This window comes from Methylophilus medardicus (assembly GCF_006363955.1).
Taxonomy (GTDB): Bacteria; Pseudomonadota; Gammaproteobacteria; order Burkholderiales; family Methylophilaceae; genus Methylophilus; species Methylophilus medardensis.
Map to the genome: position 1 here is coordinate 1643481 of NZ_CP040948.1, position 25309 is coordinate 1668789.

Consider the following 25309-nt stretch of genomic DNA (forward strand, 5'->3'; position numbering starts at 1 on the left):
AATTGGCTTAAAACGATGTATTTTCAAGCGCTTATCAACATACAGCCACACCAGATGGCTGTATGTTGAACTCAGTTTAAACCAATAACAACGGGGCTAAAAAGGCAAAGAAGCAGCCAATCAAAAACAATCCCACCGAGAGCCAGTAAATCCAAAGGCTCTGCTGCCGCGTTCGACTACACAGCGCCGCTAATTGCACGTCCGTTGGGCAAGGCAATAAGCGGGCTCGCCATTGCAACCAACCAGCGCACAACAGCATGACGCCGGCAATGCCAAATACCCACGGCTTATGTTCACTGATCCAAATTAACTGTGGAAACTGACTGATCAGGCTGGTTAAAGTAGCCACAGAACCAATCGCCACCAAGGTCGCCGGCAAGGCGCAACAAATCAAGGTCGAGCCGCTGGTCAACAGCGACAACACATTGAGGCGCTTGGTGGTCTGCAACTGATTGATTTCGGCCACCATTACTTCACGCCTGCTTTGTCGGCTTTGGCTACCTCTGCCTGTATCGCATCCACAGTCTGGCTGACCCGCTCCATTTTACTGACCGAGTAGCCTGCATCTTGAATGACTTTACTAAAGGCCTCATTGCTAACGTCTTGGCCTTCTTTGAGTTGTAAAGCCACCACCCGGCTTTTGAGGTCAACGAATGCCGCTTGCTTCTGTGGCAGCGCATTGAGTTTTTTCTCGATGCCTTTGGCACAAAATGCGCACACCATGCCGTTGACTTCGGCCTTAATGGTAGTGACGGCAAACGCCGCAGGCGTCATGATTGAGAACAACAAAGCAATCAAATATTTTTTCATTTCAGTATCCTTTAAAAATTTAATGGGTTAAAACACAAACATGGCATTCAGGCGCGGCGCAAAGCCCTCCCCTTGCCAAGGATTGGTGATCCCAAATTCAAGAAAATAGTGTTTGTTAATCAGTCGAATCGCCGGTGTGATTTGAAGACCGGGATCGTTGTTGCGCATGGTCTTGGCTTCCAGCACAAACCAAGGCTGGGTTTGATTAAATCCGGTTTCATAGAAGGAGAATCCAGCTTGCAGCGCCGCCGTATCGTAGTTCATCTGCGGCGCACGGATCATACGGGCCTTGGCTAAAAAATATAGCCGGGTAGATTCCGCATCAAATTGCAGGCTGGGCGTGTAAGCAAAGCCGTCAAATTGGCCTCGCGCTTCGCCAACGCTGCCGTTGAACCATACATTGGCTTGTGCCGCAGGCATGTTCCAGCGTTTGATCAGACCGGTGTAATTGATGCCAGAAATAGTGGTGGCCTGCTCGCCCTTGCCGGACATGCGCATCTGTTCAACCCCGATAGCATGCCCGAGTGCAGGCGAGTAATTCAACATCCATTCTTGGTTATAGCGACCGATTTCGGTCATGAGCATGGCACTGTCTTCAAAGCCCATCAATGCCGCCGCGTGCGTTGACCATGACAATTGGCTGAGCAGTAATGTGCCGAGTGCAACCTGAAGTTGCTTAAACATAAAACCTCCTAATTCAATCAAACAAACATCCGGTAGACGGATTTATCCTGTTCGCTAGCTGAATATGGGTGGTTTAATCGCGGGTGGGTAGGTTTGTGTATGCACAGGATCCGCCTCAAACAATGGCGTCGAGGTAGGTTGTGCAGAGAGGATGACTTGCGGAAAGGTGTTTAAGTGCGCCAACCCAGCACTCACCAAACAAAAGCCGCACACAGTGCAATGATGCGACATGGGCGCTTGGTGCGGTGGGCTGTGTTGCGCGGTTGCTTGCGTATGGGCATGCTCGGCCGCATGCTGATGGCAAGGCATCTGCCTATCTACGGTGGTGCTTAGTGACTGTTGTGCGAGCGCCATTTGCAATGACATGACGTTGGCGGCCATGACAAAACAGGGCAGCCACAAAATCAATAATAAGCAAATATGTTTACGCATATACAATTAAGATAAAGCAATCGGCAGATTAGTTCAAGTCAGCAGTGCAATGATTTGTTTTATATGTAACGAATATCAATAATTTCATATTCTGTTTCAGCGCTGGGCGTCATCACACGAACCGCGTCGCCCAAGCGTTTACTGAGTAAGGCTTTTGCCATGGGGGATACCCATGAAATAAAGCCTTGTGAAGGATCCAGCTCGTCTTGACCCACAATCCTTACCGTCATTTCAGTGTCATCACTCAGGTTAAACAGGGTGACCCACGCGCCAAAGAAAACTTGCTCGGTATTGGTCTGCGTGTTGCTGTAGACGATTTCTGCCGCATCCATCCGTTTGGTCAAAAAACGGATCCGTGAATCAATCTGCCGCAAGCGCTTTTTGCCGTAGATGTAATCGCCATTCTCGCTGCGGTCGCCGTTGCCGGCGGCCCAGCTCACTACGCGCACCACTTCGGGCCGATCCACTTTAATCAAGAATTGAAATTCTTTTTCGAGCGCAGCATAGCCCTCTGGCGTAATGTAATTTTTGAGATCAGCCATCAGTCTTCTTCGACTTCTTCCACTGCATACACATAATGACTTGTTTCACCGAAGCAAGTTGAAGGCACGCCCTTGTGCTCTTTATACATGACACGTACCCGCTCACCCGCCAATTGATTCACTTGGCTGATCACCGCGGGATCACGCACCGTAAAGTAAAACTTTTCTGCCTGTGTGCCGGGCACAGTGACCAACACCAGCTCGCCTTCCCAGGTTTTACATACCCAGCCCTTGTGCGAGAGTTTTTGCACATAGCCGATCCGCTCGCCATCAGAATAAACCCAGCTCAAGCTGGCCCAGGTATACAAACCCAAAAGGACCACGGGTAGCAGAATCAGCCAAAAAATCCATTTTAAAAACTTGGCAAAAGCAGACATGTCAGGACTCCAAAAGTTTTTTATCGTTTGCTGATCGCATTATCTTATAAAATGTTGTGGTTAAGATAACAATTCACACATATACGCACTCATGACGCTTGCTGCTAACCATTCTGACATTGCACCCGTGGTTCTCTGCGCCTCGGCACGTTTAGCGCAAGGTATCCGGCAATGGCTTCAGCTCAAACAAAAACAGCAAGGCAAAATGCAGTGGCAAGCACCCCAGGTGCTGCCTTTGCAAGATTGGCTCTATCAACTGACTGAACAGGCTATCTTGGCTGGTCAGATTGATCTACAGACAGCACCACAGGGGGTGTTGTCCACTACGCAAGAAGCGCTGTTGTGGGAGCAAGCCATTCAACATTGCTTGCGCCAACACGAGGCATTGAATTTATTCAACACCCATGGCCTAGCCAGTGCCGCGATGGAAGCCAACCGCTTTTTAATTGAGTGGAATATCAGCGTCGACATGGCCACTGCCAGTGATGAAACGCGCCAATTTATGCAATGGCGCCAACAGTTTCAGACCTTATGCAAACAAAGCGGCTATCTCGAAAGCGTACGTTATCAAGTCTGGCAATTGGAACAACTCGGCCAGCTTAGCCGTGGCTTACCAGCACGCATTCAGTTGGCGGGCTTTGACCGCATCAATCCCCTCTTACAGCGGCTGATCGCCGGACTAGAAGCCGCAGGTGTCTTGGTAGAAACCTATGACCAGCACGTGGTTGCCCAGCCTGCGCAGCGCGTGGGATTTGCCGAGGCCAACGATGAAATGCGCGCCGCCGTGCATTGGGCGCAACAACAGCTTAATCACAACCCGGATGCCAAGCTCGCGATTGTGGTGCCGGCGCTGGACGCGATGCGACATCTTCTCGCAAACTTACTAGATGACATCTTTCACCCAGAGGCTTTGCACCCGGCGCATGCTGAAACCCCGCGCTGTTATGAGTTTTCTCTGGGACTACCTTTGAGTCGCTGGCCGCTCGTCCAGTCTGCGCTGGCATTGTTACGCTTGGCTTTTCAAGGGGCGCCCCATCCGCAAACGGAGCTCTCTGCACTGCTGGCGGATATCTACTGGTCACAGGCAATCCATGAAGCAGAGGCGCGCGCCAACATAGACGCTGAAATGCGACGCCAGTTGCCTTTACAGGTGCATGCACAAACGTTCGCTCGCTTTGTCGCGCGCAAGCAAGCCGATGAATATCCGATTGCTTGTCCTGCCTTGCATGCCGATTTGAGTGCTTTACTCTTACAAGCCAAGCAAGCACCGCGCAAACAGCCCCCCTCTCAGTGGAGCGCTTATTTTTTAACCTTGCTGCAAGCCACGCATTACCCGGGGGAGCGAAGCTTATCCAGTGTTGAATACCAATGTCAGCAATCGTTTCACCAAGTGTTGGCGCAACTCTCAGCGCTAGACACTTGGCTGGGGCCAGTAGATGCCATGGGCGCCCTGCACCGCTTGTCACAATTATGTCAGGCACAAATTTTTCAGCCGCAAACCGTTCGCCAACCAAACATTACGGTGATGGGCATGCTAGAAGCCAGCGCGCAGCCCTTAGATGGCGTGTGGGTGATGGGCATGAACGATCACGTCTGGCCACCTTTATCCCGCACCAATGCGCTGATTCCTGCTGAATTGCAACGCCAAGCCGGCACGCCGAATGCCAGTAGCGAGGTACAAATGGCCTTTGCCAGCAAAATTCATCAACGTTTACTCACTAGCGCACACGAAGTGATTTTTTCATATGCCCGCCAAGAGGGTGACCGTCTGTTACGTATGAGCCCGCTGATCAAGAATATCGCTGAGGCCAACAGCCCTGCAGGGGTGGCGACCTTGGCCGAGCAGTTGGCAAGTGATTGTACACAGGACTGGCAATGGCTAGACGACCATCAGGCCCCGCCGGTATTGGAGGGTGAACATGTCAGCGGCGGCACGGGGTTACTGCGTGCGCAGGCAATTTGCCCAGCCTGGGCGTTTTATCAATATCGCCTCAAGGCACGCAAGTTAGAAACCGCCCACAATGGCCTCGATGCCATGCAACGCGGCGACCTGATACACCGTGTATTGGCTGCTTTCTGGACCGCGCAAACGACGCTGAATTGGCAAACACTAGACCCACAACAGTTAAAAACACAACTCGACCAGATCGCGATGACCGTCATCTCTGACTTTAATACCGAGTTTGCCCAGCCGTTTTCGAGCGTTTTCTGCCAATTAGAGGCAGAACGATTAAGCAAACTAGCGCTGACTTGGTTGTGGGAGATCGAACGCGCGCGCCCACAACCCTTTAGCGTCACACTGGTAGAAAAAACCTTTAAAACACTCATTGAGGGCGTGCAAATCAAATTGGTGATAGACCGGGTGGATACCTTACCCGATGGTCGACTCATCGTCATTGATTACAAAACCGGCAGCGCCCCCGACTTTAAAAACTGGGCGAGCGACAAACTCAGCGAGCCGCAACTCCCCCTTTATGCCGCATTTTTATTGCAAGAGGCAGACATTGCGGCAGTCTGTTTCGGCAAGTTGCGTCTGACCGACGCTGGATTTAGCGGGGTAGCGGCAGAAGACGACATCGTCCCCGGCATCAAAGCCTTTAACCACGAAAAAAATAAACTGTTTGACCCAGCACAGTTTCCTGACTGGCCATCGGTGCTCACGCATTGGCGCACACAAATTACGCAAACTGCACAAGCACTCAAAGCCGGCGCGGCTGCTGTGGTGTTTGAAAGCGAACAAGACTTGGCGTATTGCGATGTGTTACCGCTGTTGCGCTTGCCAGAGCGGCAATTGCAGTTTGAGCAACAGCAGGCGGGAGGCGCGGCATGATTCCACGAGACAGCCACTTATCAGCCGCTCTCGCCCTCGATGCCAGCCATCGTGAGCGCGCGCTGGCTTTGGAATCGTTTATTGTAGAGGCCCCGGCCGGGGCGGGGAAAACCGAGTTATTGACCCAGCGCTTTCTGAAATTGCTGCAAACCGTGCAAGCACCAGAAGAAATTATCGCCATCACCTTTACCAACAAAGCTGCATCAGAAATGCGCGCGCGTATTCTTGACAGCTTACTTTTAGCCGCTGGGGGTATCCCGCCCGAGGCTACGCATAAAAAAATCACTTACGATCTCGGTCAACAAGCCTTACAGCGTTCAGCTGCCTTGCAGTGGCAATTGCTCGAGAGCCCGTCCCGGTTGCGCATTTACACCATCGACTCACTCTGCGCCAACTTGGCGCGGCAAATGCCGTTAATGAGTCGCTTTGGCACCCAACCGGCCGTGACTGAAGATGCTTGGACCTATTACCGAGAAGCCGCTAACTTGGCTTTGCAAGCGATGGATGAGCCCATACTGGGCGAACCGGTACGTCTGGTGTTGCGCTACATGGATAATGACCAGTACAAACTGGAAACACTGCTCGTCTCCATGTTGGCTAAGCGCGAACAATGGCTACATTTAAGCCAATCCAGCGACCCAATGTCTGGACAATCTGCCCTGACGTATTTGATTGAATCTGAGTTAGCGCAGGTGCTGGCGGTGATGCCTGCCCGCTTACAGCAAGTCTTGATGCCGATTGCCCGTTATGCTGCCAGCCAATTAACGCCTGCACATCTCCTCTCAACCCTAGGTGACTGGCAGACGCCCCTCACCGCCAATATTGAAGATCTGCCAAGCTGGCGTGCGCTCGCCGAACTATTGCTGACCAGCACTGGCGGTTTACGCAAACGTCTTGATAAAAATATGGGTCTGCCAGCCACCGATGAGGCCAAGCCGTACAAAGAGGCATTGACGGAGATTCTCAACGGGCTGGCACAACAAAGTGACGCGGAAAAGCTGCTTGCCCGCATCCGCTTACTGCCGGATGCAGATCATGATGAGGATCAGGCCATCATCGCGGCCTTGAGCCAGTTACTCAATATTGCCGCCGCGCAACTCTGGTTGTGTTTTCAAGCACAAAACGAGGTAGATTTTGTGGAGGTGGCACAACGCGCACTTAAAGCATTGCTAGAGGGCGAAGAAGTGACAGAACTCGCCATGCGCCTCGATTACCGCATTCAACACCTGCTGGTCGACGAGTTTCAAGACACTAGCCCGATGCAAACCGATCTGCTCAAAGCGCTCACGCGCGGTTGGCAAGTCGGTGATGGCCGCACGCTATTTGCGGTGGGTGATCCCATGCAGTCGATTTATCGTTTTCGCAAAGCCAATGTCGGCTTGTTTCTGAATGCGGCGCAATATGGCATCGGCGATATTGCACTGACGCCCCTCAAACTCTGGCGCAACAACCGCTCCTGCCCGCCCGTGGTCGATTGGATCAATCAGACCTTTCAAGGCATTCTGCCAGCGCATGATGCCCCGCAACAGGGTGCGATTGCCTATCGGCCGTTTGTCGCCACGCGCGCCGATGCCAGTGGTGCAGGCGTATTTGTGCACCCGCTATTACACCCAAGCAACACTGAAGACGAAGCGCCCGCCAATATCCGCCATACCGAAGCGGAACATATCATTCGCATCATTCAGCAAACACGGGCGACGCATCCCGAGGCCACCATCGCCGTGTTGGTACGCGCCCGCAAACATTTGCATGCGCTGGTCAGCGAGATACGCAGAAACCATCGCACACTGAGTTTTCAGGCGGTCGAAATTGAAGAATTGGCCAATCGTCAAATTGTGCAAGACTTGCTCACGCTCACCTACGCCTTGCATCAGCAGGCCGACCGCGTTCACTGGCTGGCGCTATTACGCGCGCCTTGGTGCGGTTTAACGCTGGCTGACTTGCACGCGCTCGTCGGTCGCGATAGCCATCAGAGCATTTTAAGCTTATTGCAAGACGCGCAACGTCTGTCACAATTAAGCGCCGATGGCCAGCAACGCGCCCGCCATGTTCGAGAGGTGATGCAAACTGCCTTGCAATGGCGTGGCCGCTCGCCAGTCAGCCGCTGGGTGCATAACACTTGGTTGCGGCTCGGCGGCGCACAATGCCTATGGCATAAAAACGATGTCCAAGACGTACAAGCTTTTTTTGCCCGTATCGCAGCGCTCGAACAACAAGGTCAATTTAATCCGCAAGCATTGGCTGACGATGTACAAAAGCTCTACGCTGCGCCGGATGCAACGGCAGACGCCAGTCTACAATTCATGACCATCCACAAATCCAAAGGCTTAGAGTTTGACACGGTCATTCTGCCGGGCTTGGATGGGGGCAACCCCCCAGATGACGCCAAACTGGTGATTTGGGAAGAAGTCACCATGGCACACAGTCGTACCGCGCTGGTGGCGGCCCCATTTGTGCCGACCGCGCGCAAACGCGCGCAAACCACCGTCACCGCCTATGATTATTTAAATGATCTGGATAAAACGCGTGCAGCCTATGAAGATGCGCGTGTCCTTTACGTCGCTGCCACCCGTGCTGAGCGTCAGCTGCATTTACTAGGCGCTGCCAAGCTCGACAAAAACGGAGACCCACAAGCACGTAAAAATACGTTTTTACAGCTATTATGGCCCACGATTCAGCCATGCTTCACGGCAGAAAACGATATTGTGCGTCGCTACCCAGGGGCTCAACAGGTCGCGGACATTCGGCAGTTTGTACCGCGGTTGATTCGCGTGCGCAACGCACAAACGCCTGCGCTGTTACAAGACTCTGCGCTGACTACACACACGCTAACGCAGTCTACGACAGAGGCGATCCGTCCGCTGCATCAACTAGAGGCAGACATGGGCACGCTCGCGCATTTGTACTTGCAACTCATCGCGGAACAGGGTCTCGACGCTTGGCAGCAGCATGAAAAAACCGCATTCTTTGGGCTTCAAGCGGCCATGCAACGTTGGTTCAAACAAAGCGGCTATCCGCGCGATGAGGCGACCCAAGCGGCGGTACAGGTGGCGCATTTGCTCAACACCACCTTGCAATCAGCAGATGGCCGGTGGGTATTAGCGCCTCACGCACAAGCCAGCGCCGAGCTTGCGATTGAGCAGTTAAGCGCCGGTAAAAAGGTGATCGACCGCACCTTTGTTGCTGACGGTGTGCGTTGGATCGTTGACTATAAATCGATGCCAGTTTCGAAAGAGGAGAATCTCACCCAATTAGCACGGGCATTTAAGCCGCAATTGGCTGACTATGCGCGACTATTTAGCGCAGAGGGCTTGCCCATACAAACAGCCATTTTATTTTTAAGTGTCGGCAAGCTAGTGCCGGTGGAAATTGACTAAGGAGTCAGGATGATTGATCCACAATCCATTAAAGAAGCGTTGCATTTTAGACATGCCTGTAAAGAGTTTGATGCCAGCCAACAGATTCCTGCCCCCACCTTTGCGTGTATTCTGGAAGCCGCTCGGCTGTCACCAAGCTCGTTCGGTTTTGAGCCATGGCATTTTATAGTGGTACAGGATAAAACCTTGCGCGAGCGGTTGAAGCAGCATGCTTGGGGCGCGCCACTCAAGCTCGATACCGCCAGTCACTTTGTATTGTGTCTGGCGATGAAATCGCCTTTTTTGGACGCTGATGGCGCTTATTTGCCTAAATTCATGCGAGAGGTGCAACATCACCCAGATGACGTTGCCAAGATGCGTCTCGGCTTTTATAAGCAGTTTCAGCAATCTGACTTTGATTTAACCGATGAACGCAAACTGTTTGATTGGGCCAGCAAGCAATGCTACCTGCCATTGGCCAATATGATGACGGTCGCTGCCATGCTGGGCATCGACAGCTGCCCCATTGAGGGCTTTAAACAAAAAGAGACCGATGCCTTGCTAGCCGAGCACTTTGAGGTGGATCTGCAAGCCTATGGCTTGGCATATATGGTCGCGTTTGGCTATCGCAAACATGCGCCTAAAGCCAAAACACGCAGAGACTTGTCACAAATGGTTAGCTGGAAGTAATCGCCCCTGCCCCCTTCGGATAAAACCTGCAAACGTCGTTATCGGCACATTTTAAGGTTCAGGCATTGGCCTTAAAGAGCTATTTAAAGACCGTACCGCCTTTTGATACAGTTTGATTTCAAAATAAATTCAAAGGGGTCATGGATGAAATCTGTATTAAAAAATGTGATCGCTTGCAGTGTCTTCATGTTGGCAAGTGTTGCAGCCCATGCGACTGCACAGGATGAGGCGTTAGCGCGGGTGGTGTTGAATGCAAACGGTCCAATCAAGCATGACGCGGCCCCCAACAGCTTGAACTTTGATTTACGGACAGTTGCCTATCGCGATCTGTCAGCCGACATGGCCAGCAGTGATGATGATCAAGCAGACAGTTCGGATGCAGACACCATGCTCGCCTGATCTGTCATCCATGCCATTAAAATTAAAAAGGCCTGTAAAGGCCTTTTTAATTTTTCATCTCACCCGCAAAACTGCTTGCGCATTTATCTCAGCTGGCTGACTACGCCGCCTCGTTTTTGAAATGTCTGCGCACATACCACGCCACAAAGATCAATCCCAGTGCGGCAATCACGTAATGTGATTCGTGGAAATAGACCTTCAAATCCTCCCAGTGCTCGCCGGCTTTCATACCAACATAGCCCAACACAAAACACCAGATGAGTGATCCGACAAACGTGTACACCACAAAGCGCGTCATGTTCATGCGGGCTACGCCAGCCGGGAACGCGATAAAGGTGCGCACTGCAGGCAACAGTCGGGCGACGAAAATAATAATTTCACCATGGTTGGCAAACCAGCGATCGGCCATATCGAGGTCTTTGTTGCTGATGAGCACATATTTGCCAAATTTTTCGGCTAAAGGACGCCCGCCATACAGGCCCACATAGTAGGCCGGAATGGAACCCAGCACACAGCCGACGGCACCTGCTAAAGCAATGCCCCACAAGGTGAGGTCGCCCTTGCTGACTAAGAATCCGGCAAACGGCATGATGATTTCTGAGGGCAACGGGATACAGGCCGACTCAATCGCCATCAACAAAACAATGCCGCCGTATCCCATGGAGGCAATCACGGCAATGATCCAGCCAGCCACAGCGGCCAATAATTTTTCTAACATTATGTAAATTCCTTCAACAGCGTTTTTACCAATTCTACACGGTGATTGAGGTTGCCTAACTGCACGGTCACACGTAATTTATCCGGCCCATTCATGCGGCAGCGTTTATCGCGTTGTAACAGGCTGATCAGTTTCATCGGATCGAGGTCTGCTTTGACATTAAACTGCAACTGGATGGCAGCGTCCGAGGCGTCGACTTTAATAATGCCCAAGGGTTTGGCAGCAATGCGTAAACGGTGACAAGCAATCAGCGCCTCGCCCGGCTCCGGCAGCAAGCCGAAACGATCAATGAGTTCTTCTTGCATGGCATCTAGTGCATCATCATCTTCACAGTTGGCCAAGCGCTTATAAATCACCAAACGTTCGTGCACATCTGGGCAATAGTTGCTTGGCAACAGGGCTGGCGCATGCAAATTAATTTCAGTGGTGACGCCTAAGGGGGCGTCGAGATCAGGCTCTTTACCGGCTTTGAGTTGCTTGACGGCATGATTGAGCATATCCGAATACAAGTTAAAACCGATTTGTTGCATCTCGCCACTTTGGCTGTCACCCAACAATTCACCCGCGCCACGAATTTCAAGATCATGCATCGCCAGGTGAAAGCCCGCGCCCAGATCTTCTAATAATTGAATCGCATCCAGCCTTTTTTGCGCTTGCGGCGTAATGTTGCGGTGCGGGTCAGTCAACAGGTAAGTGTAAGCCTGATGGTGACTGCGGCCGACACGTCCCCGCAGTTGGTGTAACTGTGCCAGGCCAAACATATCTGCCTTGTTGATGATCATAGTATTGGCGGTGGGGACATCAATACCGGTTTCGACGATGGTGGTGCATAACAGCAGGTTAGAGCGTTGCTGGTAAAAATCGCGCATGACATATTCCAACTCACGTTCGCGCAATTGGCCATGCGCAATCGAAATACGCGCCTCAGGCAAAATTTTGGCTAATTTTTCCATCATGACAAAAATGGTATCAACCTCATTATGCAAAAAGTAAACCTGCCCACCACGTTTAAATTCGCGCATCACCGCCTCGCGAATAATGCCATCAGAAAAAGGAGTGTGGAATGTTTTAATTGCCAATCGTTTCTGTGGCGGGGTTGAAATTACTGAGAACTCGCGCAAGCCCTCCATCGCCATGCTCAACGTGCGCGGAATCGGTGTTGCGGTCAACGTTAGGACGTCGACCTCGGCGCGCAAAGCTTTCATTTGCTCTTTTTGGCGCACACCAAAGCGATGCTCTTCATCCAAAATCGCCAAACCTAGATTTTTAAACTGCACGTCTTTCTGAATCAGTCGATGCGTGCCAATGACGATATCGATACTGCCATCGGCCAACCCTTTGAGTGCCTCCGCTTGCTCTTTGGCCGTGCGAAAGCGTGAAATCTCGGCAATTTTGATCGGCCATTCGGCGAAGCGATCACAGAAGTTTTGGTAATGCTGCTCGGCGAGCAAAGTGGTGGGCACCAACACAGCTACTTGACGCCCCCCCATCACGGCGACAAATGCAGCGCGCAAGGCGACTTCTGTTTTACCAAAGCCAACATCGCCGCACACCAGCCGGTCCATCGGGCGGCCGGATTGCATGTCTTTAATGACGTTTTCGATCGCCTCCAGCTGATCTGGGGTCTCCTCAAACGGAAACCCTTCACAAAAGGCCTCGTAGTCGTGCAAACTGAGGGTAAAAGCATGTCCGCGGCGCGAGGCGCGTTGCGCGTATAAATTGAGCAATTCTGCGGCGGTATCACGAATCTGCTTCAGCGCTTTTTTCTTGGCCTTGTCCCATTGCCCACTGCCTAATCGATGCAATGGCGCACTCTCAGGCGGCCCGCCCGAGTAGCGCGAAATCAGGAATAACTGCGACACCGGCACATACAACTTATCCTCGCCAAAGTACTCAATCAGCAGTAACTCTGTTTCGCCCTCACCAAAGTCAATATTCACCAGCCCTTTGTAGCGCCCGACACCATGTTGCTCGTGCACCACCGGATCGTCCAAGCGTAGCTCAGACAAATCTTTCAGCATGCCTTCGGTGTTGCGGGCTTTTTCCTGATTACGACGCCGCTGTTGGCGCACAGTGCTGGCGTAGAGCTCTGCTTCTGTAATCACTGCCAGTGTGCTGTCAACCAGCCCCTGATGCAATGGAGAGACACCCAACGCCACTGGAAGCGTGGATTTTTCGAATCCGGCCCAATCCTCAGTCAGTGCGAAGGTCAGCCCGTGTTCGGTGAACAGTTGCGCTATCGTCTCGCGCCGCCCCAGGCTCTCGGCTGCGATCAGAACGCGGCCAGGAAAAGTTTGAATAAAAGATTGCAGCTTGTGTAGCGGTTGCTCTGCGCGCCGATCGACATCCACGGGCGGGATTAATGTTTTCACGTCGAGCTGTTGATACACCAAGGCAAATGCGTGCGTTTGTTTGAAGAACTCGTCAGCTTTTTGCAACAAGGTTTCTGGACGCAAAATGGGTTTTTCCGCGTCGTAAGCCATTAATCTGTAACGGCTGCTGGCATCCGTCCAAAAGGTCTGCGCTGCTTTGTCGAGATCGCCGTGCAGACAAAGCACCGTTTGCGCTGGCAAATAATCGAATAAGGTCGCGGTCTGCTCAAAAAATAAGGGTAAATACCACTCCACGCCGCCGCTTGGGGTGCCTTTACTCACATCTTTGTAAATTTTTGCCCGTTGCGGATCGCCTTCAAAATACTCTCTGAATTGACTGCGAAAACGCGTAATCGCCGCCTCATCCATTGGAAACTCGCGCGCGGGCAGCATGCGAATTTCAGGGACGGGGTATACGCTACGCTGGGTATCAATATCAAAAGTGCGTATGGTTTCAATTTCGTCATCAAACAAATCAATGCGATAAGGAAACGCACTGCCCATAGGATATAAATCCACCAACCCGCCACGCACACTGAATTCGCCGGGCGCCATCACCTGACTCACATGATGGTAGCCAGCTTGCGCACATTGATGACGCAAGGCATCCACATCGAGCTTCTGGCCTTTTTTCAACATAAAGCTGTGGGCAGCCAGATAAGCCACCGGCGGCAACCGCAGTAGCGCTGTCGCCATCGGTACGATCACGATATTGCCTTGATTTTGGCTCAGCTGATATAAGGTGGCCAAGCGCTCTGAGGTTAAATCCGGGTGGGGTGAAAACACGTCATACGGCAGTGTCTCCCAGTCCGGCAGCAAATGCACCTCGAGGTCTTTCGCAAAATAAGGAATCTCATCCATTAGGCGCTGTGCTTCAAACGCGCTGGCAGTGAGGACCACCAAGGGCGTTTGTGTGGCTTTTAAATCACAGGCTAACGCAGCCAATGCTTTACTATCCAGGCCCTGACTTTGAAATGAAAACCGCTGTGGGTGCCCGATCACGGGAAGTGAAACTGCCATAAAAAATTAAGATCTTATTGCTGAGGTTAGGTGAGTATTTCTTGGCGAATCTGCCGAGTTTGCTATTATAACTGCAAGCGTCCATTGACAGTGATGCAAACACGCGAGATGCGAGAGCGATTAAGGTGCAACAGAGCAGCACGGAGAACACATTATGAACGATAAACAAGCCGTCGCGCTGGAAGCCGCCAGCTACGTCAAACACGACATGATCGTCGGACTGGGCACAGGGTCTACTGCCAATTATTTTATTGAGGCGCTGGCAGCACGCCAGCAACAATCACAATTGCGCGTAGCCACCGTTGCCAGCTCCAACATCAGCATGATCAAGGCACAAAGTGTGGGCTTGACGGTGTTGAGCCTATCACAACTCAGCCAGATCGATTTGTATGTCGACGGCGCAGATGAAATTACGCCAGACAATGCCCTGCTGAAAGGCCGTGGCTATGATCTAGTGATGGAAAAATTATTGGCCAAAGCCGCCAAACAATTCATTGTCGTTGCTGATCGCAGCAAATTGGTCGAGCGCATTGGAAGTCAATACCCTATCCCGATTGAAGTGATGCCATTTGCCTGGCAAGCCGCAAAACGCAGTATCGAGGCCGTGGGTGGCGTGGGCGAGTTGCGCCAAAATGCGGCAAAAGATGGCCTGTGTGTCACCAGCCATGGTAGCTTGGTGCTAGATATGCGCTTTGATGCCAACCTGGATGCAGATCAATTGAATGCCCTACTCAATAATATTCCCGGCGTGGTTGAGCACGGCATCTTTGCCAAACTGGCCACCACCATTCTGATCGCAGATCAAGGCAAGATTGAGTCGCGCATTTAGCGTGAAACAGAAACCGTATGTGGCAGGATTCTGGCAAGTTAACACCATCAGCATGGCTAAAAGTCATGCTGGTGACTTTGTGCACTACACTGCTGGCCTGCAGTGATTCCAACAACGCCAAACACCTGACACCAAACAAAGCCAAGCCTGACCCCTACACCATCCGCTTTGTCACCATTAACAGCCCCAGTACTTATTTTATTGACAGCCAGAATAACTACGCCGGGCTTGAATATGATTTAGCCAAACGATTTGTCGCATTTTTAGGCGAGCCCTATAAACTCGAATTTATCGTGGTCGACAATTTCGCTAAGGTGTTCCCGACCTTGCTAAAAGGAGATGCCGACATTGCCGCCGCAGATATCAGCATCACCGCTGCCCGCAAACGCCAAGTATTATTTGGGCCGGCCTTTAACCAAGTGCAATCCATGGTGGTTTATAACCGCGATAAAAATAGCGAACCCAATCAAGCCGATGCCCTGCTGCAAAAACGCATTGTGTTGCCCAAAAGTACTAGTTTTGTCGAACGCATGCGTGAATTACAGTCGAAGGTGCCGGCGCTGACCTGGAAAGAAACCGAGAAACTCAGCTCAGAGCAACTCATTGAAGCCGTGGCCCGCAATGAAATCGACTTCACGGTAGCCGACAATCATCTCGTCGCCATCATGCAATATAACTACCCGCAACTGGATGCGGGCATGATGCTGGGCCCCGCGGATAAGATTGGCTGGGCACTCAACAAGCTGCATGGTGAAGCACGGTTAAAACAAGTGCAGGCGTTTTTCAAACAGATTGAAAAAGATGGCACTTTACGTAACTTGCTAGACCGTTATCACGGCCATACCAAACGCCTAAAACCAGTGGATGTAACTACTTTTTTAAGCAAATCCCAAACATTGCTGCCCAAATATGTCCGCTTATTTAAAAGCGCACAAGAAATCACTGATATCGATTGGCGTTTGCTGGCTGCGCTTAGTTACCAAGAATCACATTGGGATAACTACAGCACTTCACCGACCAACGTCCGCGGGCTGATGATGCTTACCGAGCAGACCTCTAACATGATGAATGTGACAGACCGGCTAGACCCCAAACAAAGTGTCATGGCAGGCGCCAAATTTTTGTTGTGGATGAAAGACCGCATCCCGGCGCGCATCCCAGAGCCAGACAGAACCTTTATGACGCTAGCAGCCTACAACAACGGCGTCGGCCACCTTGAAGACGCGCGCATCATCGCGCAAAAACTGGGGCTCAACCCCGATAGCTGGGCCGATGTCAAACGCGGCTACCAGCTACTCAACGACCCGGCTTATTACGTCAACACTAAACATGGCTACTGCAGCTGTGGCGCCCCAGTGATTTACACCGAACTCGTCCGCAGCTATTACCAGATTATGCAAAAATACTTTCCGGCTTATGACCCGGGCGTAGACCCTTACAAGATCGCAGAAATGCAAATGCCTTGGCTGCTCGCCAAGGCATCTTAATAGACAGCCTTTAGAAGCCGCGTTTGCAATCGGCTTATCTCACCCCGTTCAAAGCCTTGCCGTAGCTATCTTTTGTCACAGGACAGTTGACCACAATATCTGTCACCTTCAGTGAAACCTCTCCTTGCTCCTCTGCTGACAACAATTCACTTTCAGACTTCAGCACGCGCATCCGATCAGCCTTGATCCAATTCACTAACACCAGCCGCCACAAGGGACTGTAATTTTTATCCGCATTATCGCCGCCAATAGGTAAAGGTGCTGACTGAAAAATACTGATCTGCTCAGCGCCGGGAAACTTATACACTCGCTCTAAAATAGAGCGCCCCCCATGCTCAGAAATGGCATCGCGTAAACGTGGCACATAATTGATCCCGGCTGCCTTTGCCATGGTTAAATCTGAAATATCTGTCGTCACATACGCGACTTTTTTGCCATCTACCCACGCATGATTCAAAGGTAACACCGTCTCAGTGCGCCCCAAATCCACCGGCCTAGTAGCACAAGACGCCAACATACCAACCATCATCAAAACAGCCAATCTAGCAAAATTCATTTTTCAACCACCCCCTGATTGTTCATCTCAAAAAACCAACATGACACACTTGATATCGTCCTATGATAAGGAAGATAAACAAAAAAATCCTTCGGATAAGGCACGTATTTATATGACCTTTCACCACTTTCTTTTCTGAGCGGCTTTTCTAAGAAAGCAGCGCTTTCATCAGCGGGAGAGGCAAGTGGGTGAACGCGTATGTAGATTGAGGCATGCCCATGCGCGACATGATCGCTGCCATGCCCTTAAACAGTCGTAGATTAGAAATGAAAATGCCCTAACGATTAGATAGGGCATTGGCTACTGACGAGCGCTTTATTTGCGCTTTAACTCAGAGGCTGAGCACGGTTTTACCGCCCATGTAAGGTTGCAGGGCTTTTGGAATCGTGACAGATCCATCGGCTTGTTGATTGTTTTCCAGCACCGCCACCAGCGTACGCCCCACAGCCAAACCAGACCCGTTCAGGGTATGCAACAATTCTGGTTTGCCGTTGGCATTACGGAAACGGGCTTGCAGGCGCCGCGCCTGAAACGCTTCGCAGTTAGAGACCGATGAAATCTCGCGGTATGTATTTTGTGCTGGCAACCAGACTTCGAGGTCGTAGGTTTTAGTGGCGCCAAAGCCCATGTCCCCAGTGCACAGTGAGACGACCCGATAAGGGAGTTCCAATGCTTGAAGAATCGCCTCAGCATGCCCGACCATCTCTTCTAACACTTGGTAGCTCGTGTCTGGATGCACAATCTGCACCATTTCGACCTTATCGAACTGGTGCTGGCGGATCATGCCTTTGGTATCGCGACCATAAGAGCCAGCCTCTGAGCGAAAGCATGGCGTGTGTGCGGTGAGTTTAATCGGCAGGCGATCTAGCGGCACAATTTCATCACGTACGGTGTTGGTCAACGTCACCTCTGAAGTGGGAATCAGGTAAAGCGTGCTGTCGTTGTGAGGCACTGCGAACAAGTCTTCTTCGAACTTAGGGAGCTGACCGGTGCCCACCAGGGTCTCGCGGTTGACCAGATACGGCGTGTAGCATTCCGTGTAACCGTGTTTTTCGGTTTGCGTATCGAGCATGAATTGCGCAATCGCACGATGCAGCTTGGCGATCTGTCCTTGCATAAAGGTAAAACGTGCGCCAGAAAGCTTGGCACCGGTATCAAAATCTAATCCCAGTGGCGCCCCAACATCGGCGTGGTCTTTCACCGCAAAGTCAAACTGACGCGGCGTGCCCCAGCGACGCACCTCGACGTTTTGTGACTCATCCTGGCCGACGGGTACACTCTCGTGCGGGAGGTTGGGCACGTTTTGCATCAATGCCAGCATGTTGGCTTGAATATCATTGAGCTGTGCTTCAGCAGCTTTTAATTCGTCGCCCAAACCTGCGACTTCGGCCAAAATAGCACTGGCATCTTCCCCTTTGGATTTCGCGATCCCGATTTGCTTAGAGGCGGCGTTGCGCTTAGCTTGTAAATTTTCTGTATTGGTTTGTATCGTTTTGCGTTGCGCTTCCAGGGCTTTAAACACCTCCACAGGAAAAACAAACTTGCGGGCCGCTAGCCTCGTCACAACGGTGTCTAGCTCATTTCTAAGTTGTTGTATCTCTAACATAGGTACTTTCTATTTCAATCGGTATTGATCAGCCAAAAATTACTTTTTCGCTTTTTTATCCAGTGCTTTCAGGTGTTGCAGCTTTTCACTTATTTTACCTTCCAAACCGCGCGGCGTGGGCTGGTAAAAAGCTTGCGGTTCTAAATCATCAGGAAAATATTGTTCGCCAGCTGCATAAGCGTCAGGCTCATCGTGCGCATAACGATATTCTTTGCCGTAGTCGAGCGCTTTCATCAGCTTAGTTGGCGCGTTTCTGAGGTGCAGGGGCACCAGGCGGGATTTGTCTTGTGCCACGAAGGCCTTGGCTTGATTATAAGCCATGTAACCCGCGTTACTTTTGGCGGCGACAGCAAGGTAAATCACCGCCTGCGCCAATGCCAACTCGCCCTCGGGGCTGCCCAGGCGCTCAAAAGTCAGGGCAGCATCGTTGGCAATTTGCATGGCGCGCGGGTCGGCGAGGCCGATATCTTCCCAGGCCATCCGAATGATACGTCGGGCAAGATATAATGGCTCAGCACCGCCATCGAGCATACGCATCAGCCAATACAGGGCCGCGTCTGGGTTTGAGCCGCGCACCGACTTATGTAACGCAGAAATCTGGTCATAAAAAGCCTCGCCGCCTTTATCAAATCGACGCAATTTGCTGGCCATGGTGGACTGCAAAAAGGCTTCATCGATCTGTTGCAGCCCTGCGGAAACCGCACCATACAATAAGCCCTCGGCAAAATTGAGCAGGCGTCTAGCGTCACCATCGGCATACGCCAATACTTGCTCAATCACCGCTTCGTCAAAGCTGACTGCTGGCGCGACTTTGAGTCGCGCGCGCTCAAGCAGTTGTGCAAGTTCGGCTTCGGTCAGCGCGTTGAGCACGAACACCTGGGCGCGACTCAATAAGGCACTGTTCACCTCAAAAGAAGGGTTTTCGGTGGTGGCACCGATAAATGTAATCAGCCCACTTTCAACATAAGGCAAAAAGGCGTCTTGCTGACCTTTGTTGAACCGGTGCACCTCATCCACAAACAAAATGGTATTACGGCCGGTTTGCTGCAAGGTGTGCTCGGCACGTTCGACTGCCTCACGGATGTCTTTGATGCCGGACAATACTGCGGATAACGGCACAAACTCGGCCTCCGCCGTGAGTGCGATTAAACGCGCCAACGTGGTTTTGCCTACCCCTGGCGGCCCCCATAGAATCATCGATGGCAACTTGCCGGACTCAAAAGCACGGCGCAAAGGTTTGCCCTCGCCTAGCAAATGGGTTTGGCCCACCACTTCATTCAGGGTTTTGGGGCGTAATTGTTCCGCAAGCGGCACAGAAGAAGGGGTTTGTGGTTCGAACAAAGAGGACATGGCTGTCAGCGATGGGCGACGGTTATTCGCCGACCACATCTACCCCTTTAGGCACCGTGAACAGGAACTGGTTGGCGTTGAGCGTTGGATTCACTTCGACACTGCTAAATTCGATATGCGTGCTCTGTCCAAATGCGTCTACTAAACGCATCTCGGCGAGTTTACTGTGGTCAAACGAGATAATGACCACCTGAAATCCACTGTCTTTTTGCTTTGGTTTGGCTTGCACACGTTGCATGCCCTCAAAGTCTAGCAACCGAGAGAGCCTGAACGTTTCCTCGACATTGGGCCCGCCTGCCAATAAAGCAGCCGGACTGGTGCCCAAGACTTTATCTACCGTGCGCACAGTCACTTGCTGCAAATCCACATCGAACAAAAACACTTGGCGGCCATCACTGATGATCTGCTGCTCATAAGGTTTTTGGTAATCCCAGCGAAACTTGTTTGGCCGTTGCAATAGCATGACCCCGTTCACCTCTTGGACTTTGCGCCCTTTTTGGTCGAACACCGTTTGCTTAAAGTTAGCACGCATGGCATGCGTGCTCTGATAAAACTGCTTCAAATCGTCAACGCCATCGGCGAATGCGGCACTGAGCATGCACCAGCTGGCGCAGGCAATCAGTATATGGGTCCAACGGTTAGTCATGGTCGCCTCCAGCTTTCACTAATACTTCTCGGTTACCATTGCTTTGCATGGCCGAGACCAGGCCGGCCCGCTCCATGTCTTCAATGAGCCTGGCTGCGCGGTTATAACCTATCCGTAATTGACGTTGTACCGATGAAATCGACGCACGCCGGGTTTTGAGTACAATGGCCACGGCCTCATCGTACAAAGGATCTTTTTCACCGCCTGCATCGCCGCCGCCAGTCATGGCGTCAAGCTCGCCACCCTCAGTTTCGTTGGTCAGAATGCCTTCAATGTAGTTAGGTTCGCCCTGCGCCTTGAGGAAGTTGACCACATTATGCACTTCGCCGTCACTGACAAAAGCCCCATGAATGCGTTGCGGGTAGCCGCTTCCCGGCGGCAGATACAGCATATCGCCCTGCCCCAACAAGGTTTCCGCACCCATTTGGTCTAGAATCGTACGTGAGTCAATTTTGCTTGAAACCTGAAACGCCACGCGCGTGGGCACGTTGGCTTTAATTAAGCCGGTGATCACGTCCACCGAAGGTCGCTGTGTGGCAAGCACTAGATGTATGCCCGATGCACGGGCCTTTTGCGCCAAGCGGGCAATTAATTCTTCAACCTTTTTGCCCACCACCATCATTAAATCAGCCAATTCGTCAATCATGACAACAATTAAAGGCATCTCTTCCAGCGGCTCAGGCTCGTCCGGCGTCAAGCTAAATGGATGGGGAATCGACACGCCTTGTTTTTTGGCTTCTTGAATTTTTTGGTTGTAGCCCGCGAGGTTGCGCACACCAAGGGTGGACATCAATTTATAGCGGCGTTCCATCTCGGCGACGCACCAGTTCAAGGCATTAGCCGCCTGGCGCATATCGGTCACCACCGGTGCCAGCAAATGCGGAATACCCTCATACACCGACAATTCAAGCATTTTCGGGTCAATTAAAATCATGCGTACACGGCTGGCTTCAGATTTGTACAACAAACTTAAAATGAGCGCATTAATCGCCACTGACTTCCCTGAGCCGGTAGTACCCGCCACCAGCACATGCGGCATCTTGGCCAAATCGGCCACAATTGGTTTACCCGCAATGTCTTTACCCATGGCGATGGCCAGCGGTGAACTCTGGTCGGCATAGGCTTGGCTACCCATGATCTCTGACAAAGAAACGATCTGCCGTTTAGGGTTAGGAATCTCGAGGCCCATATAGCTTTTGCCGGGAATGGTCTCGACCACGCGTACACTGATCACAGACAAAGCACGCGCCAAGTCTTTGGCTAAGTTAGTAATTTGGCTGCCCTTGACGCCGGGTGCCGGATCTAGCTCATAGCGTGTAATCACCGGTCCGGGTTGGGCAGTGACCACTTTGATCTCAATGCCAAAATCCATTAACTTGCGTTCAATCAAGCGTGAGGTGAAGTCGAGTGTCTCGGCAGATTGCAATTCAACAGACTGATTCGGTGCATCCAGCAAATGTAGTGGCGGCAAGCCCTCTTGCTCGATGGCTGCAAACAGCACGGCCTGCTTTTCTTTTACCACGCGCTCGCTGGGCTCAATGACCACTTCAGGCACGGTAATTTCAACCGGCTTGCGATCTTCAACCCGCTTGCGCTCCGCCTCGACAAATTCTTCGCGCGCCTGAAACGCTTGACGACCGACTTTGCGGTCTTGCCAATCTTGATACTTGAGTAGACTCCATTGGTAGCTCGCGATCACCCATTCGCCCAACTGCTCGCTCATATTGATCAATGACCAGCTGGTAAACAGGCTAAAGGCAATGGCAAAAAGCACTAACAACAACATGGTAGAGCCGGCAAAACCAAACATATTGCGCAACAGGTGATCGATGCCGCTGCCGATCACACCGCCTTGTTGCAAGGGGAAATCGGCAGGAAAGCTCACCAAATGCCCGGACTCTAATGCCGCAGACGCCAGCAACATCAGCGCAAAACCCACACCGTTTAACCACCAATCGTGCTTTTCAACGGGGTCTTGATGCAAACGATGGTACATCAGCCATACCATGTAAAAAGCTAGTATCACAAACCACCAAGAAGAAAAGCCGAACAGCGATAAAAAAATGTCGGATACCCAGGCGCCAACGGCACCGCCGGCGTTATGAATGGTGTCATCTTCGCCGACAGAGTGGGTCCAGCCCGGATCTTGGTGCGAATACGTGGCCAAAATCACCGCCAAAAAGATGCCGAGTGCAGCCAACGCTATCCAGCTGACCTCTCTCAGCAATTTTGCGTCACGTAACTGTTTTTCCGTCGAAACTTTTTCAAGACGGACGTTAGCGACTTTTTTCTTATTAAAAAACAATATGTTGTCTCTTTCTTTGCAAGAGTGAACTTAAATGATTATAACAAAATCAAATTGCAGTCAGGGAGACGAGGTTCTAAAATAAACAAACCACAGCCAAGGAGAACATATGGATATCGGAATCAACAATGAAAATCGCCAGGAAATCGCGCAGGGTTTATCTAAACTGCTAGCAGATACCTATACTTTATATCTTAAAACGCATTATTTTCATTGGAACGTCACCGGGCCGATGTTCAACACGCTGCACCTGATGTTTGAAACACAGTATACAGAATTGGCACTCGCCGTTGACCTCGTCGCCGAACGGATTCGTTCACTAGGCGTATACGCCCCAGGCACTTACGCACATTTTTCTAAATTGAGCTCTATTGAAGAAACCATTGAGGTGCCAAAAGCCAACGATATGATTCGTGATCTCGTCGCTGGTCATGAGGCTGTGTGTCGCACGGCACGCAGTGTGTTTCCTGCTGCTGAGAAAGCTTCTGACGAGGCCACCGCTGATTTGCTCACGCAGCGTTTGCAGTTGCATGAAAAAACGGCTTGGATGTTACGCAGCTTGCTGGAATAAGCCCGCTAAGCACACTCAAGATTGATTAAAAACTTTCATCAAGATGGGCATTTAAATCACCGATGCCCATCCCCATCTACATAAAAATAATTCACCAAATACTGGAAATCGCATCATGGCAACCAAACATGCCCGTTTAATGATTCTTGGCTCAGGCCCCGCTGGTTACACTGCGGCCGTCTACGCAGCTCGCGCAAACTTACAACCTGTGTTGATTACTGGCCTCGCGCAAGGCGGCCAACTGATGACCACGACCGAGGTGGATAACTGGCCAGCGGACGCCAATGGCGTAATGGGCCCAGAGTTAATGGCGCGCTTTCAGCAGCATGCTGAACGCTTCAACACCGAGATGATTTTTGATCATATTAATACCACCCATTTAAAAGAAAAACCGATCCGTCTGGTAGGCGATAACGGTGAGTACACTTGTGATGCACTCATTATTGCAACCGGCGCTTCAGCAAAATATTTAGGCTTACCGAGCGAAGAAGCGTTTGCCGGTAAAGGCGTCTCTGCATGCGCCACTTGCGATGGCTTTTTCTACCGTAATCAAGAGGTTGCTGTGATCGGTGGCGGCAATACCGCGGTCGAAGAAACGCTCTATCTGGCGAATATTGCCAGCAAGGTCACGCTTGTACACCGCCGCGACAAGTTCAAAGCTGAAGCCATCTTGGTCGATAAGCTGATGGAACGGGTCAAAGAAGGTAAAGTCGTGCTTGAAACCTTCCAAACACTGGATGAAGTGCTGGGTGACAATACTGGCGTCACCGGCATGCGCCTCAAAGACGTCAATGCAGGCACCACCAAAGACATTGCCCTGAAAGGGGTGTTTATTGCGATTGGCCATCAACCCAACACCCAGATTTTTGAAGGGCAATTAGAGATGGAAGGCGGTTACATTGTGACCCATACCGGCAGTCAGGGTAACTTCACTGCCACCAGCATCCCCGGGGTATTTGCCGCCGGTGACGTGCAAGATCACATCTACCGTCAAGCGGTCACCAGCGCAGGCACTGGTTGTATGGCAGCACTCGATGCTGAGCGCTATTTGACTAGCCTAGAGTAGTTTTGGGCTGAGTGAATAGCGAAGAAATATAAAAAGCGCACCTCAGTGCGCTTTTTTATTTGTAAAGAACCCTTTAAAATCAGGCTATGGCACACGAGCTACCGGACCAAGACGAAGATGACCTGACGCTGTTTCACCAAGCAGTCCAAGGGGCACGTCCAGTCAAAACGGACCGGATTGCGCTGAGTCCGAAAAAACCCAAACCGATTCCACGGCAGTTAATCAAAGATGAAAAGCAAGCACTCATCGATTCGCTGAGTGATCACTACATCCCAGCACATGAGCTTGAGAGTGGCGAAGAGTTACTCTATTTACGCGAGGGCCAATCCCCCATGGTATTAAGCAAGCTGCGTCGCGGCCATTGGGTGGTGCAGGCACACATAGACCTTCATGGTCTGATTAGTGATGAAGCCAGATTGTATGTGTCTGCGTTTATTGCCGATTGTAAAAAAAGGGGCTTGCGCTGTGTGCGGATAGTGCACGGCAAAGGGTTGGGCTCGCGTAACAAAGAGCCGGTACTCAAACACAAACTACGTAATTGGCTGATGCAAAAAGATGAGGTGATCGCTTATGCCCAAGCCCGTGCCAATGATGGCGGCAGTGGCGCGGTCATAGTCCTACTAAAAGCTTAATTAGGATGGCCCAGGCTGGCATCGCACAGCG

Annotated in this window: 22 protein-coding genes; 9 read left to right on the top strand and 13 right to left on the bottom strand. The window is 51.4% G+C overall.

The genetic code is table 11. The features are described 5' to 3' along the window. Positions 1-76: 76 nt before the first annotated feature. Genes FIT99_RS07905 through FIT99_RS07930 form a run of 6 tightly spaced genes read right to left on the bottom strand, consistent with a single transcriptional unit; the run spans position 77 to position 2845 of the window. Entirely contained in the window at positions 77-469 is a 393-nt protein-coding gene (locus FIT99_RS07905; protein ID WP_140003784.1) for a hypothetical protein, read from the bottom strand. Further along, positions 469-810, bottom strand: coding sequence for a heavy-metal-associated domain-containing protein (locus tag FIT99_RS07910; protein ID WP_140003785.1), 342 nt, complete (start codon positions 808-810; stop codon positions 469-471). The genes FIT99_RS07905 and FIT99_RS07910 overlap by 1 nt, the downstream gene beginning before the upstream one ends. A gap of 27 nt (positions 811-837) precedes the next feature. Continuing rightward, on the bottom strand, positions 838-1494 hold the full coding sequence (locus FIT99_RS07915; protein WP_140003786.1) for a hypothetical protein: 657 nt from the start codon (positions 1492-1494) through the stop codon (positions 838-840). A 54-nt stretch (positions 1495-1548) separates the two neighbouring features. Then, a complete protein-coding gene (locus FIT99_RS07920; RefSeq protein WP_140003787.1) occupies positions 1549-1926 on the bottom strand; it encodes a hypothetical protein in 378 nt (125 codons plus the stop codon). Positions 1927-1985: 59 nt separating this feature from the next. Beyond that, complete coding sequence (gene greB / locus FIT99_RS07925; RefSeq protein WP_140003788.1) at positions 1986-2468, bottom strand: transcription elongation factor GreB; 483 nt, start codon at positions 2466-2468, stop codon at positions 1986-1988. Then, positions 2468-2845, bottom strand: a complete 378-nt coding sequence (locus tag FIT99_RS07930) for a hypothetical protein (RefSeq protein ID WP_140003789.1) — start codon at positions 2843-2845, stop codon at positions 2468-2470. The genes greB and FIT99_RS07930 overlap by 1 nt, the downstream gene beginning before the upstream one ends. A gap of 91 nt (positions 2846-2936) precedes the next feature. Here FIT99_RS07930 and FIT99_RS07935 point away from each other — a divergent pair, with 91 nt between their 5' ends. From FIT99_RS07935 to FIT99_RS07950, 4 genes are all read left to right on the top strand, one after another. After that, the gene (locus tag FIT99_RS07935) at positions 2937-5675 is read left to right on the top strand and encodes a PD-(D/E)XK nuclease family protein (protein WP_140003790.1); all 2739 of its coding nucleotides are present in this window, start codon (positions 2937-2939) and stop codon (positions 5673-5675) included. Then, the gene (locus tag FIT99_RS07940; protein ID WP_140003791.1) at positions 5672-9052 is read left to right on the top strand and encodes a UvrD-helicase domain-containing protein; all 3381 of its coding nucleotides are present in this window, start codon (positions 5672-5674) and stop codon (positions 9050-9052) included. Before FIT99_RS07935 ends, FIT99_RS07940 begins: the two co-directional genes overlap by 4 nt. 9 nt (positions 9053-9061) lie before the next feature. Next, positions 9062-9721, top strand: coding sequence for an NAD(P)H-dependent oxidoreductase (locus tag FIT99_RS07945; protein ID WP_140003792.1), 660 nt, complete (start codon positions 9062-9064; stop codon positions 9719-9721). Between the two features lie 144 nt (positions 9722-9865). Beyond that, complete coding sequence (locus FIT99_RS07950) at positions 9866-10120, top strand: hypothetical protein (RefSeq protein WP_140003793.1); 255 nt, start codon at positions 9866-9868, stop codon at positions 10118-10120. A 100-nt stretch (positions 10121-10220) separates the two neighbouring features. Here the strand turns inward: FIT99_RS07950 and FIT99_RS07955 are convergent, their stop codons facing one another. Together FIT99_RS07955 and mfd are read right to left on the bottom strand one after the other, a co-directional pair. Continuing rightward, a complete protein-coding gene (locus FIT99_RS07955; RefSeq protein ID WP_140003794.1) occupies positions 10221-10838 on the bottom strand; it encodes a DedA family protein in 618 nt (205 codons plus the stop codon). Next, the gene (mfd, locus tag FIT99_RS07960; RefSeq protein WP_140003795.1) at positions 10838-14230 is read right to left on the bottom strand and encodes a transcription-repair coupling factor; all 3393 of its coding nucleotides are present in this window, start codon (positions 14228-14230) and stop codon (positions 10838-10840) included. The genes FIT99_RS07955 and mfd overlap by 1 nt, the downstream gene beginning before the upstream one ends. 154 nt (positions 14231-14384) lie before the next feature. Between mfd and rpiA the strand changes: the two genes are divergently transcribed. Both rpiA and mltF read left to right on the top strand, forming a co-directional pair. After that, positions 14385-15059, top strand: coding sequence for a ribose-5-phosphate isomerase RpiA (rpiA, locus tag FIT99_RS07965; protein ID WP_140003796.1), 675 nt, complete (start codon positions 14385-14387; stop codon positions 15057-15059). A gap of 17 nt (positions 15060-15076) precedes the next feature. Continuing rightward, positions 15077-16546 carry a membrane-bound lytic murein transglycosylase MltF gene (gene mltF / locus FIT99_RS07970; protein WP_140003797.1) on the top strand — a complete coding sequence of 490 codons (1470 nt, stop codon included), beginning with the start codon at positions 15077-15079 and terminating at the stop codon, positions 16544-16546. Between the two features lie 34 nt (positions 16547-16580). Here mltF and FIT99_RS07975 read toward each other — a convergent pair whose 3' ends face one another. The 5 genes from FIT99_RS07975 to FIT99_RS07995 all read right to left on the bottom strand — a co-directional run bounded on the left by FIT99_RS07975 (position 16581) and on the right by FIT99_RS07995 (position 23009). Then, the gene (locus FIT99_RS07975) at positions 16581-17102 is read right to left on the bottom strand and encodes a DUF7482 domain-containing protein (RefSeq protein WP_140003798.1); all 522 of its coding nucleotides are present in this window, start codon (positions 17100-17102) and stop codon (positions 16581-16583) included. Positions 17103-17433: 331 nt separating this feature from the next. Beyond that, a complete protein-coding gene (gene serS, locus FIT99_RS07980) occupies positions 17434-18708 on the bottom strand; it encodes a serine--tRNA ligase (RefSeq protein WP_140003799.1) in 1275 nt (424 codons plus the stop codon). A gap of 39 nt (positions 18709-18747) precedes the next feature. After that, positions 18748-20058, bottom strand: a complete 1311-nt coding sequence (locus FIT99_RS07985; protein ID WP_140003800.1) for a replication-associated recombination protein A — start codon at positions 20056-20058, stop codon at positions 18748-18750. A gap of 22 nt (positions 20059-20080) precedes the next feature. After that, positions 20081-20704: an outer membrane lipoprotein chaperone LolA gene (lolA, locus tag FIT99_RS07990; protein ID WP_140003801.1), complete on the bottom strand. Its 624-nt coding sequence runs from the start codon at positions 20702-20704 to the stop codon at positions 20081-20083. After that, the gene (locus tag FIT99_RS07995) at positions 20697-23009 is read right to left on the bottom strand and encodes a DNA translocase FtsK (RefSeq protein WP_140003802.1); all 2313 of its coding nucleotides are present in this window, start codon (positions 23007-23009) and stop codon (positions 20697-20699) included. Before FIT99_RS07995 ends, lolA begins: the two co-directional genes overlap by 8 nt. Positions 23010-23118: 109 nt before the next feature. On the opposite strand from FIT99_RS07995, the gene FIT99_RS08000 reads away from it, so the two are divergent. The 3 genes from FIT99_RS08000 (at position 23119) to FIT99_RS08010 (ending at position 25278) form a co-directional block, all read left to right on the top strand. Beyond that, positions 23119-23580: a Dps family protein gene (locus FIT99_RS08000; protein WP_140003803.1), complete on the top strand. Its 462-nt coding sequence runs from the start codon at positions 23119-23121 to the stop codon at positions 23578-23580. Positions 23581-23695: 115 nt separating this feature from the next. Continuing rightward, positions 23696-24646: a thioredoxin-disulfide reductase gene (gene trxB / locus FIT99_RS08005; protein WP_140003804.1), complete on the top strand. Its 951-nt coding sequence runs from the start codon at positions 23696-23698 to the stop codon at positions 24644-24646. An 86-nt stretch (positions 24647-24732) separates the two neighbouring features. Next, on the top strand, positions 24733-25278 hold the full coding sequence (locus tag FIT99_RS08010) for a Smr/MutS family protein (RefSeq protein WP_140003805.1): 546 nt from the start codon (positions 24733-24735) through the stop codon (positions 25276-25278). Positions 25279-25309 lie beyond the last annotated feature (31 nt).

What these genes read in the sequence shown, in the direction of transcription:
- FIT99_RS07905 (WP_140003784.1), bottom strand. Translation starts at nt 469, where the DNA reads ATGGTGGCCGAAATCAATCAGTTGCAGACCACCAAGCGCCTCAATGTG.
- FIT99_RS07910 (WP_140003785.1), bottom strand. Translation starts at nt 810, where the DNA reads ATGAAAAAATATTTGATTGCTTTGTTGTTCTCAATCATGACGCCTGCG.
- FIT99_RS07915 (WP_140003786.1), bottom strand. Translation starts at nt 1,494, where the DNA reads ATGTTTAAGCAACTTCAGGTTGCACTCGGCACATTACTGCTCAGCCAA.
- FIT99_RS07920 (WP_140003787.1), bottom strand. Translation starts at nt 1,926, where the DNA reads ATGCGTAAACATATTTGCTTATTATTGATTTTGTGGCTGCCCTGTTTT.
- greB (WP_140003788.1), bottom strand. Translation starts at nt 2,468, where the DNA reads ATGGCTGATCTCAAAAATTACATTACGCCAGAGGGCTATGCTGCGCTC.
- FIT99_RS07930 (WP_140003789.1), bottom strand. Translation starts at nt 2,845, where the DNA reads ATGTCTGCTTTTGCCAAGTTTTTAAAATGGATTTTTTGGCTGATTCTG.
- FIT99_RS07935 (WP_140003790.1), top strand. Translation starts at nt 2,937, where the DNA reads ATGACGCTTGCTGCTAACCATTCTGACATTGCACCCGTGGTTCTCTGC.
- FIT99_RS07940 (WP_140003791.1), top strand. Translation starts at nt 5,672, where the DNA reads ATGATTCCACGAGACAGCCACTTATCAGCCGCTCTCGCCCTCGATGCC.
- FIT99_RS07945 (WP_140003792.1), top strand. Translation starts at nt 9,062, where the DNA reads ATGATTGATCCACAATCCATTAAAGAAGCGTTGCATTTTAGACATGCC.
- FIT99_RS07950 (WP_140003793.1), top strand. Translation starts at nt 9,866, where the DNA reads ATGAAATCTGTATTAAAAAATGTGATCGCTTGCAGTGTCTTCATGTTG.
- FIT99_RS07955 (WP_140003794.1), bottom strand. Translation starts at nt 10,838, where the DNA reads ATGTTAGAAAAATTATTGGCCGCTGTGGCTGGCTGGATCATTGCCGTG.
- mfd (WP_140003795.1), bottom strand. Translation starts at nt 14,230, where the DNA reads ATGGCAGTTTCACTTCCCGTGATCGGGCACCCACAGCGGTTTTCATTT.
- rpiA (WP_140003796.1), top strand. Translation starts at nt 14,385, where the DNA reads ATGAACGATAAACAAGCCGTCGCGCTGGAAGCCGCCAGCTACGTCAAA.
- mltF (WP_140003797.1), top strand. Translation starts at nt 15,077, where the DNA reads ATGTGGCAGGATTCTGGCAAGTTAACACCATCAGCATGGCTAAAAGTC.
- FIT99_RS07975 (WP_140003798.1), bottom strand. Translation starts at nt 17,102, where the DNA reads ATGAATTTTGCTAGATTGGCTGTTTTGATGATGGTTGGTATGTTGGCG.
- serS (WP_140003799.1), bottom strand. Translation starts at nt 18,708, where the DNA reads ATGTTAGAGATACAACAACTTAGAAATGAGCTAGACACCGTTGTGACG.
- FIT99_RS07985 (WP_140003800.1), bottom strand. Translation starts at nt 20,058, where the DNA reads ATGTCCTCTTTGTTCGAACCACAAACCCCTTCTTCTGTGCCGCTTGCG.
- lolA (WP_140003801.1), bottom strand. Translation starts at nt 20,704, where the DNA reads ATGACTAACCGTTGGACCCATATACTGATTGCCTGCGCCAGCTGGTGC.
- FIT99_RS08000 (WP_140003803.1), top strand. Translation starts at nt 23,119, where the DNA reads ATGGATATCGGAATCAACAATGAAAATCGCCAGGAAATCGCGCAGGGT.
- trxB (WP_140003804.1), top strand. Translation starts at nt 23,696, where the DNA reads ATGGCAACCAAACATGCCCGTTTAATGATTCTTGGCTCAGGCCCCGCT.
- FIT99_RS08010 (WP_140003805.1), top strand. Translation starts at nt 24,733, where the DNA reads ATGGCACACGAGCTACCGGACCAAGACGAAGATGACCTGACGCTGTTT.